At 43.7% G+C, this 9,881-nt stretch carries 10 protein-coding genes; 1 reads left to right on the forward strand and 9 read right to left on the reverse strand.

The features are described from left to right. On the forward strand, positions 1-1,004 hold a 1,004-nt coding region (locus ACTHSP_RS14015), incomplete at its 5' end, for a M16 family metallopeptidase (protein ID WP_440346306.1). A gap of 130 nt (positions 1,005-1,134) precedes the next feature. Here the strand turns inward: ACTHSP_RS14015 and ACTHSP_RS14020 are convergent. The 9 genes from ACTHSP_RS14020 to glmU form a co-directional block, all read right to left on the reverse strand. Further along, positions 1,135-2,514 (reverse strand): calcium-binding protein, encoded by a 1,380-nt coding sequence (locus ACTHSP_RS14020; protein WP_241479522.1) that lies wholly within the window; start codon positions 2,512-2,514, stop codon positions 1,135-1,137. Positions 2,515-2,535: 21 nt separating this feature from the next. After that, the gene (locus ACTHSP_RS14025) at positions 2,536-3,393 is read right to left on the reverse strand and encodes a hypothetical protein (protein ID WP_049329361.1); all 858 of its coding nucleotides are present in this window, start codon (positions 3,391-3,393) and stop codon (positions 2,536-2,538) included. Positions 3,394-3,465: 72 nt separating this feature from the next. Then, positions 3,466-5,304, reverse strand: a complete 1,839-nt coding sequence (gene glmS, locus ACTHSP_RS14030; protein ID WP_440346307.1) for a glutamine--fructose-6-phosphate transaminase (isomerizing) — start codon at positions 5,302-5,304, stop codon at positions 3,466-3,468. A gap of 105 nt (positions 5,305-5,409) precedes the next feature. After that, positions 5,410-6,543, reverse strand: a complete 1,134-nt coding sequence (locus ACTHSP_RS14035; RefSeq protein WP_371464873.1) for a hypothetical protein — start codon at positions 6,541-6,543, stop codon at positions 5,410-5,412. Positions 6,544-6,553: 10 nt separating this feature from the next. Then, entirely contained in the window at positions 6,554-6,955 is a 402-nt protein-coding gene (locus ACTHSP_RS14040; protein ID WP_318250413.1) for a hypothetical protein, read from the reverse strand. Positions 6,956-6,975: 20 nt separating this feature from the next. Then, positions 6,976-7,827: a glycoside hydrolase family 19 protein gene (locus ACTHSP_RS14045; RefSeq protein ID WP_049350741.1), complete on the reverse strand. Its 852-nt coding sequence runs from the start codon at positions 7,825-7,827 to the stop codon at positions 6,976-6,978. A gap of 15 nt (positions 7,828-7,842) precedes the next feature. Next, complete coding sequence (locus tag ACTHSP_RS14050) at positions 7,843-8,367, reverse strand: hypothetical protein (RefSeq protein ID WP_049350742.1); 525 nt, start codon at positions 8,365-8,367, stop codon at positions 7,843-7,845. Positions 8,368-8,406: 39 nt separating this feature from the next. Continuing rightward, a complete protein-coding gene (locus tag ACTHSP_RS14055; RefSeq protein ID WP_003686621.1) occupies positions 8,407-8,931 on the reverse strand; it encodes a hypothetical protein in 525 nt (174 codons plus the stop codon). A 47-nt stretch (positions 8,932-8,978) separates the two neighbouring features. Then, positions 8,979-9,881: bifunctional UDP-N-acetylglucosamine diphosphorylase/glucosamine-1-phosphate N-acetyltransferase GlmU (gene glmU, locus ACTHSP_RS14060; protein WP_440346308.1), on the reverse strand; the 903-nt coding region annotated here is incomplete at its 5' end.

Below are 9,881 nucleotides of genomic sequence, written 5' to 3' on the forward strand. Positions count from 1 at the left end.
ACAGCAATGCCGAAAGCGCATCCGCAGGCTTCCGCAGCCTCAGCAAAGCCGACATCCGCGACAAAGCCGCCAACTTGCTCAACCACTCGCTGACCCGTCCGCGTTTTGACGAAGCCGTTTTCCGCCGCCGTCAAACCCAATCCATTACCGGCTTGCAACAACAGGAAACCACCCCCGACTACACCGCCACGCGCGAACTGACCAAACTCATCTACCCAAACCACCCCTACGGCAGCGGCGCAAACGTAACCGTTGACAGCCTCAAACGCGTTAGTCTGGACGACATCCGCGCCTTCCACCGCACCCACTACGGCAAAGACAACGCCATCGTCGCCATCGTCGGCGACCTCAACCGCAAACAGGCAGAGCAACTGGTCGAGCGCGTCCTCAAAGACCTGCCGGCCAAAGCCACCGCAACCCACGCCATCCCGCCCGTTCCCAAACAAACCGCCCAACGCCGCGACATCCCCTTTGCCGGCACGCAGGCACAAGTCCTGCTCGGCACTTCCCTCTTCAAACGCCATGACCCCGACTATTACGCCCTCGTTGCCGGCAACTACATCCTCGGCGGCGGCGGTTTCGACAGCCGCCTCATGAAAGTTTTGCGCGACCAACACGGCTACACCTACGGCGTATACAGCAGCCTCGCCCCGGCGACAGAAGAAGGCACGTTTACCGTTTCCTACTCCACCCAAAAGAAAAACACCAAAGCCTCACTGGCTGACACCCAAGCCGTCATTGAACAGTTTATCGCCGAAGGCCCAACCGAAGCCGAGCTGAAACAGGCCAAAGCCAACATCGTCGGCGGCTTCCCCCTGCGCTACGACTCCAACGACAAACTGCTCAACTACCTGAGCCTGATCGGCCTCTACGACCTGCCCAACGACTACTTGGAAGCCTACCCCAAAGCCATCAACAGCCTGACCGTCGAACAAGTCCGCGACGCATGGCAACGCCGCGTCAAATTCAAAGACCTCAACATCGTCGTTGTCGGCGCAGAATAAAACGCTTTAAAACAACAGGCCGTCTGAAAGATTTTTCAGACGGCCTTTAGCTTTGTTTAAAATCAATCAAACCATTTGTAGATAATTGGTAGAATTTAAGTCCTCTTTTTACATTTTCTTTTGATTTTACTTAAGAAATCCTCGCTCCATGTGATTGGGATTGCACGATTTGTTTTTGTTGCTCCTCATATTCAATTTGTTGTGCTGTTTGCTGAATTTGGCTCAGGCTTTCCTCTACCGGCGTCTTAGCCGCTTCCCACATATCTACAGAAGCCATTATTAATCCGGGGGCTTTGTGTCCGATCAAGACTTCCCCATTACCTTTAATATTGATTAAAGACACATCACTCATCTTGTTTGTATAAGCCACTGAAGCTAACGACATCGCAATATTGTCCAAACTATTTGCATCGTAAACGATGTTTTTCTGGGCACAAAAATCAGCAAAAATCTGTTTCCCTTGATGATAGATTTTTTGGGCGTTTTGCGGCATATCCTCAATAGTTAAAGCCGTTGGTTTATCAATATCCGCCGCGTATTGATCGCGTTCATCCCTTTCATCCAAAGACATCATATTCGGATCTTTTTCGATAAGGTCACGGGTTTTTTGGTACATTTCGTTGGCATTCTGCTCAATGTCTCGCCAACGCCCCAGCAGGCTTTTATCATATAAGGCTGGTGATTTTTTCAGCTTATTAAATAACCCTCCTCCTTGACGAAACAGAAGAATACCTGTTTCTTCCATCAGAATATCTGGTTTTTCTTGGTTCGATTTCTCCGATTGGAGTCTTTTGAAGTCCTTATCCGTAATATTGACAAATGGCAGCTTGTCGGTATCGGTATAGACAAGGGGCACAGCCCTGCCTATACCTTTCGGATCAATAACTTTCTTGAACCCGGCGTTTGCCGTATCTACCATCATTTTTAGCATCCTGCCCGAAGCGTCTTGGGAAGATGAACCACCGATAAAGTCGAAGTTGTCGTCTTTGGGCGTGATTCTGAGGTTGCGGATTTCGCGGCTGCCATCCGGTCGGACGAAGAATTGGAGTTTATCGATGTCAGCTTTGGTAACTGTTACCTGCGTTGATCCGAAGATAAAGGCACGTTCGACGTAATCGGAGGATGATGTGTCTATACCGTATTGAGAGATAGAGACGGTGAAACCTTGACCTGTTCTAGGGTTAAACATAGAAGTTTTAATTTCTTCAAATCTTTTTTTCCCATAAATTTGATTGCCAATTTCATCAAAAGAATAGGGCTGTACTTTAGCTGGTAATTTTTCATTGAAAAATTTTTCAAACATTTTAAAATCAGCAGCCGATGCATACTTTCCTGCCCCATTTTTCATATAATCAACCGCATCAATTTCAACCGAAGTACGATTGGCATTAGTTATCGCTGATTGCATATCTTCACGACGAGGCGGTACGGATGTATTCCATAAATAATGCGATAAAATTCTATCTATGGTTACTTCTGATACACTTAATGATTTTTTGCTGTCTGACATAATATTTCTATTGGATATAGGTTAATAAATATAATGTGGCTGCCACAATACATCGCCACAATTATTCATGAATAATATATATGAAAAATCAATCTGATAAGTTTTTTCTTTATTCTCATCCCATTGAGGCAATCCCGGACTGACTTCTGAATAACTAAAATAAAAATTACCAACTCCATAATTTCCAATGTCGATATTTTTTGGTATCTCACTTTCTGGAAACGTTGATGCTCCTTCTAAATAAGTAATCAACGTATTATTTTTTATTATCGGGGCAGCTTCTTTGGTACTTAAAACTTTACAGCAGTCAGAGCCATAAATGCTTGCTCCTCCATGATTATATCCTCTGATAATCAATGAAAAACCTTTACTTTCATAATGTTCCAAATATTTTTTTAAATCATCCGGTTGTTTAATTTCATATTTTAAATACTTTGCCAGCAACGTCCCATCCATCGGGTCTTTCTCCGCCAAAAACATCCTGTCCCATTGCTCATTGGTGTAATCTTGCGGGACAAACCAGACGCTACAGGCCTTTTCGTGACGTACGCAGTCTGCTCCCGTAGAATAATCCCGTCCGCCCTGATTGGTGGTTATATTAGCCTTATAAGCTTCAGCCTCCCCCAACAACCTACCTGCAAAACTGACCATTGCTTTCCTGTGTAATTCCTCTGGGGTGTAAAAATTCCTGTCCCGCCAGCAATAGCCTGCCCTGAGTTTTTCCCTGTATTCCTGTTCCGAAACTCCGTCAGGCTTGGGGTCTTTAGCAATCAATTCTTTCCAGTATTGATATTTGTCGGGCGCGGTATATTGATATATACCGAAGCCTGCTGCTGCCAATGCAGCGATTACCAGTAGGTATTTGTAGATTCTATTCATTTGATTGCCTTCAATTAATAATTAAGGTCGTCTGAAACTTTTCAGACGACCTTTTATCGTTTAAGCTAGGCTTTACTCAACCGTTACCGATTTAGCCAAGTTGCGCGGTTTATCCACGTCTGTACCGCGTGCAAGGGCGGCGTGGTAGGACAGGAGCTGCACGGGGATGGTGTGCACAATCGGCGAGAGTACGCCGACATGACGTGGGGCGCGGATAACGTGCACGCCTTCGGTGGCGTTAAAGTTGCTGTCGAGGTCGGCGAAGACAAAGAGTTCACCGCCGCGTGCGCCGACTTCCTGCATATTGGCTTTTACTTTGTCCAACAGGCTGTCGTTCGGGGCAATCACGACAACGGGCATGTTTTCGTCCACCAAGGCCAACGGGCCGTGTTTCAGCTCACCCGCAGGATACGCTTCGGCGTGGATATAGGTAATCTCTTTCAGCTTCAATGCGCCTTCAAGAGCGATTGGGAAGTGGATGCCGCGGCCCAAGAAGAGTGCACTGGTTTTCTTGGCAAATTTTTGCGCCCAAGCGGCGATTTGCGGCTCAAGGTTGAGAACGTGCTGAATGCTGCCCGGTAGTTGGCGCAATTCTTCGACGTATTCACGCGATTGCTCGTCGGAAACCAGACCGCGTTGTTTGCCCAAGGTAACGGCCAAGCCGAACAAGACAACCAGTTGGGTCGTGAACGCTTTGGTAGAGGCGACGCCGATTTCTGCGCCGGCGCGTGTGTACAGTACCAATTCGCTTTCACGCGGCAGGGCGGATTCCATCACGTTACAAATAGACAGGCTGTGTTTGTGTCCCAAGGATTGCGCGTATTTCAAGGCTTCCATGGTGTCCAAGGTTTCGCCGGATTGGGAAATGGTGATGACCAGTTGTTTCGGATCGGCAATTACGTCGCGGTAGCGGTATTCGCTGGCGATTTCCACGTCGGTTGGCACTTTGGCGATGGATTCGAGCCAGTATTTGGCGGTCAACGCGGCATAGTAGGACGTACCGCAGGCAAGGATTTTGATGCTGCGGATGCCGTCGAACACTTCGCGTGCGTTTGCTCCGAAGTTTTCGGGTTCGAAGCCGCCGTCCAGGAAGACTTCGGCAGTATCGGCGATGGCGCGCGGTTGTTCATGGATTTCTTTTTGCATGAAGTGGCTGTAAGGGCCCAACTCCAGCGAAGCGAGCGACAGTTCGGATACTTTGACGGTGCGTTGGGTTTCAGCACCGGTTTTGTCAATGAGTTTGTCGATGCCGTTTGCGCTTAGAAGGGCAATGTCGCCGTCTTCCAAATAGGCGATGCGGCGGGTGAAGGCGATGACGGCGGATACGTCGGAGGCGATGAAGGTTTCTTGGTCGCCCAATGCCACCAAGAGCGGGCAGCCCATGCGTGCGACCACCATTTCTTCAGGTTTGTCCTGCGCCATCACGGCGATGGCGTACGCGCCGTGGAAACGGGCGGTGGCAGCGCGGACGGCTTCAAACAGTTTGCCGCCGTTTTGGGTGTATTCGTGATTGACACTGTGAGCGATGACTTCGGTGTCGGTTTGCGATTCGAAGGTGTAACCCAAGGCTTTGAGGCGTTCGCGTTCGGCTTCGAAGTTTTCGATGATGCCGTTGTGGACGACGGCAATCATGCCGCCGGAGATGTGGGGGTGGGCGTTGGGTTCGGTCACGCCGCCGTGGGTTGCCCAACGGGTATGGCCGATGCCGATATGGCCGAACACGCCTTTTTCGCGTACGGCGTCTTCCATCAGCTGCACGCGGCCGACACGGCGCACGCGCTTGATTTTGCCGTCTGTGTTCACGGCGATACCCGACGAGTCATAGCCCCGATATTCAAGGCGTTTGAGACCATCGGTCAGAAAATCGACTACATTTTGATTGGCGCGGATGGCGCCGACGATACCGCACATATAAGTTCCTTAGTATCAATATGGGGCAGTAGCCCCGTTGGTAAAATCCGCAACGCTGACTTTCAGACGGTACGAGGTATTGTTTCAAGCTTTTCGGTGCCATTACTAACTAAAAGAACGGCCACCAAAACTTTTCTCAACTACTTCCCGTTGTGCTTCTTGGGCAATAGTTTGTTGTTCTTCTTGCTTTATTTTCTCCTGAACTTTGGCATCAAAAGCATCAACGATATTTTTATTGTCTGCTAACAACTGTTTGGTAAACGAACCGTCTTTATCGTTAATCAGGTTGTTAACTAAAGTACTAAAGTCATCATATGAAAATTGCGTACCTACTTTCTTATCTTCTCTCTGTTTAATTTTATTTATGGATTTTTCAGGATCAATAAATAGGTTTCTAATTTCATTATAATTATCTTTTTTATTCCCTTCTAATTTAGCAGGATTGTCAAGAGGAGTTGTTTTAACACTATTCCATTTATCAAAAAGACTATTATCTTTTTCTATGATATTTAATTGAGAGATTAAAGTTGCGCCTAATACTGCCTCTTTTCGACCAGTTTCTATATAGTCCTTTTTGCCGCTGGCTTTAATAAAGCTATCAATTCTACTATCTACTTCATTGACTGAATGAAATTTCCCATCTTTAACTTCTTGCAAAACTTTTCTCCCCCACCTTTCACTTTGATTATAAAGTTTTGAAGTAACTGCTACTAAATGTGTTTTATCATCAAAAGATAACTCTTGATATAGTTTTGTTTCTTGTAGAGGAATAAAAATATTTTGCTCAATCTTATTGATCTGATTTACATCTCGAGTATGAACCCAAGTAATTCCATCTTTACTACTTAAGAATTGATTGAGCCTAGATTTAAACTCAGATGGCAATGGTCGCCTATCTTCTCTTATTATCTCTTTCCCCGTTCTTCCCAAATCATGAATTATCGCTTTTTCTTGAGTTTCAGAGAGCCTCCAATCAGGTTTTTTCTCTAATGTCCATTTTTGATATGCTCCAACTAAATCTTTGGCAACTTCAGGGTGTTGTCCTAAGTCTGTTTGTATTGTTCCAATAGAATATCCACTATTTCCGATGGGATATAATTTTCCATCTCTAGTATTTGCTGCGATAACTAATCTATACGCGTTTGATTTTGATTCAGAAGAAACACCTACTGCAAAGTAAGCTATAGTTTGGAAATCTTCTTTACTTAATGTTTTATGTTGGTTGGTTGAATCTACCATTTCATACTCCTTATTTAGTTAAAATAAACTCATTACCTTTTTTATATAATTTATTATCTATTATATTATATTCAATAATTTTATTATTTTTTTTAATAAAATAACTTTCATCATTTTCATATTCAGGACAAGATTTATACCAATTGTTTCCTTCATCAGAACAATAATTTAAAAATAGTTTGTTTCCCTTCACATATCCTTTTAGTTTTCCACTTCCCCCGCTACCTGTCGAAATTCCTTCATTCCATATCCCTGTAACTAAATTACCCGTTTGTTTAAGGACCAATTCTTTCCCTCCAACGGTATCTCCAACCTGATCCGTATATAACCAAGTCCCTGAAAAAGATAATGGGCGAGCATTGGAAAATGCTGCCAAAGGAATTAATAAAAATATTGCGATAAGTTTTTTCATTATTTACCCTCCAAATATTACTAGTATCGTTTCTGAATTACTCTGTAACCATTTTCTCCAGCCTTACTTGTCCTTGCGCATAATTCGTTTTCGCAACGGACAATATCCGCCCGATTAATCCGTGTAATCATATCTACATCAAGCTTCTTACTCCGAAGAGCATTTGAATAAAACCAAAACAATGCAATTTTATCATTGATCAGATTGCTAACTAATGCACTAAAATCATTGTATTGTGCATTTGATGAATGTTGCTGCCCTTTTTGAATTTTATCTAAATATTCAGGAGTTAATTTTTGATAATACTCATCATACTTATTTTGTCTATCTGCCAAACCATTTAAACCACCATTAATATATTTTGTAGCTTGTCGTACATTCTCTTTGTGAGAATCCGGAACTCTTTTTTCCCAATATAAAATAGCTATTTTGGCCGCAACTTCTGAAGTTGCGGCTAATTCTGGTTTATTAATTAGATCGATCTGCAATTCTTTCGTAGCCATTTCATAATTACTGCGCCCAGTTAATTGAATATAGCCTCTACCTCGATAACGGTAACCATCTCCTGAATTAGAATTACCATTTCCCATTCTATTGGAGTACACATGATTAGCAATTTTTTCAGGGTTGTTAGCAATATTCAAAGCTTTTTCATTTGGATTATGATTTCCATCTGCATATCTTTTGGGCCATAATTGAGCTAATCTTTTAGCAGAATAATTTAAATTTTCTTCCATAGTACTAAAATTACCAGATTCATGAGCAACCTGAGCAAGAAGATTGGCCAGTTCTTTTCTCGAAGAAATTCCATTCGACATAGCTTCCTGAAGGATTTTTTCCTCATGCATCAATTTCGTATTATTATTATTCATATAGACTCGCTCTACTTAATTATAAAAAAATTCATCATAATTGAAATCTTGAAGTTTTACTGGTTTTGAACTATTTATACTTTTCCTTTTTATCTCATTCTTGCCAGTTGCCGTATCATACACGTTCAATCTCGCTTTTCTCAAAATCCATGTACTTAATTTAGGTGAATATTGAAATCTATATACAGAAGTCCATCTTTCACGACTTCCTCCTTCTTGTGTAATTTCAAACACATTTCTTTTTGCTTCAACCGAAACCAAAGGATCTCCTGTACTCACTCCTCCACAATATTTGCATAAAACCATATTACGGTTTTCAATAACTGTATTCCACTGTTTTTTAGAATCTTTAACAAGGATTTTTAAATTTCTTTTACCTTCCGAGTTTTCCTCAATAACTAATTTATCCTTTATTCTATCTTGATTTAAATCTATTTCTTTTTCATAAATTATCTTGGCAAGACTTTCAGGCCGACTTCCAGCATAAGCATTTGTTAAAAATAAAAAACTTGAAAATCCATATAAGAAATACTTTACCACGTTTAAAATCCTCACTATTTATTTAGCTCAAATAAGTTATCATCGTTTTTTAATAACTCTATACCCATTTTCTCCAGCTTTACTTGTCCTCGCGCATAAATCATTTCCGCAACGGACAATATCTGCTTGATTAATCCGTGTAACCATATCTGCATCAATTTTCTTACTCTGAATAACTCCCGAATAAAACCAAATCAATGCAATTCCCCCAATAACCAACGTTGCCAATGTTAGCGATGTAACCCATACTGAACGGGAAGAAATTTTATTATTTTCCTCCTGTACTTTCCGAAGGTAGCCATTAAATTCTCTAACTTGATCTGCCATCTGATTACGGGCTTTTTCCATATCTTTTACATAAGCATAAACAGCTTGAGAGACTTCTTTTGTTACTTCCTCCCTAATCATCTGAACAAGCATACGACGTTGTTCAATTAAAGATTTGTCTAACTCATTTCGAACATCATTCACAAGTTTTTCACTATTGTCTCGATATGCAACCATTAATCTAGATGTCTCGATAACCAAACTTCGAGCTTGTTCTATATCAGTGTTTTCTTCCATTAATACGTCCTAATTAAGAATTAAGTCTTTCTTATTTTCAGGCAGCCTTACTTCTTATCGCCTTTTTCCGGACGCACCCAGCCTTCGATGACGGTTTGGCGAGAACGGGCGAGGACGAGTTTGCCGTCTTCGCAATTGCGGGTAATCGCGCTGCCCGCGCCTGTCGTTACTTTGTTGCCGAGGGTGACGGGCGCGACTAGGACGCAGTTGGAGCCGATGCGGACTTCGTCGCCGATGACGGTTTTGTATTTGTTCACGCCGTCGTAGTTGGCGATGATCGTGCCTGCGCCGAAGTTGGTTTTGCTGCCGACTTCGGCGTCGCCGATGTAGGTGAGGTGGTTGGCTTTGGTGCCTTTGCCGATGGCGGCGTTTTTGATTTCGACGAAGTTGCCGACGTGTACGTCGTCTGAAAGACGGGCTTGCGGACGCAAACGGGCGTATGGGCCGATTTGGTTGTTTTCGCCGACTTCGCAACCTTCAAAATGGGAGAATGGGGCGATTTTGGTGTTGGCACCGATTTTGGCGTTTTTGATGACGCAGTTTGCGCCGATTTCGACGTTGTCGCCGATTTCGACTTCGCCTTCGATTACGACGTTGACGTCAATCACGACATCTTGTCCGTGTTTCAGACGGCCTCGTAAATCGAAACGTGCCGGATCGCGCAGGGTTACGCCTGCTTTGAGCAATTCTTGCGCCTGTTCGGTTTGGAAAATGCGCTCGAGTTCGGCCAGTTGGAGTTTGTTGTTCACGCCGGCGGCCAAATGGGAGGCGCGGACTTGGACGGGATGAACTTTGATGCCGTCGGCAACGGCTTTGGCGATGAGGTCGGTCAAATAGTATTCGCCTTGGGCATTGTTGCTGGAAAGACTGTTTAACCAAGCTTCGAGTTTGGCGTTAGGCAGAACCAAAATGCCGGTATTGATTTCTTTCACGGCTTTTTGGGCGGCATC

The sequence above is a fragment of the Neisseria sp. P0001.S005 genome, assembly GCF_051963715.1.

Coding starts and splice junctions, on each gene's coding strand:
- ACTHSP_RS14020 (WP_241479522.1), bottom strand. CDS start 2,514: ATGTCAGACAGCAAAAAATCATTAAGTGTATCAGAAGTAACCATAGAT.
- ACTHSP_RS14025 (WP_049329361.1), bottom strand. CDS start 3,393: ATGAATAGAATCTACAAATACCTACTGGTAATCGCTGCATTGGCAGCA.
- glmS (WP_440346307.1), bottom strand. CDS start 5,304: ATGTGCGGTATCGTCGGCGCCATCCGCGCCAATCAAAATGTAGTCGAT.
- ACTHSP_RS14035 (WP_371464873.1), bottom strand. CDS start 6,543: ATGGTAGATTCAACCAACCAACATAAAACATTAAGTAAAGAAGATTTC.
- ACTHSP_RS14040 (WP_318250413.1), bottom strand. CDS start 6,955: ATGAAAAAACTTATCGCAATATTTTTATTAATTCCTTTGGCAGCATTT.
- ACTHSP_RS14045 (WP_049350741.1), bottom strand. CDS start 7,827: ATGAATAATAATAATACGAAATTGATGCATGAGGAAAAAATCCTTCAG.
- ACTHSP_RS14055 (WP_003686621.1), bottom strand. CDS start 8,931: ATGGAAGAAAACACTGATATAGAACAAGCTCGAAGTTTGGTTATCGAG.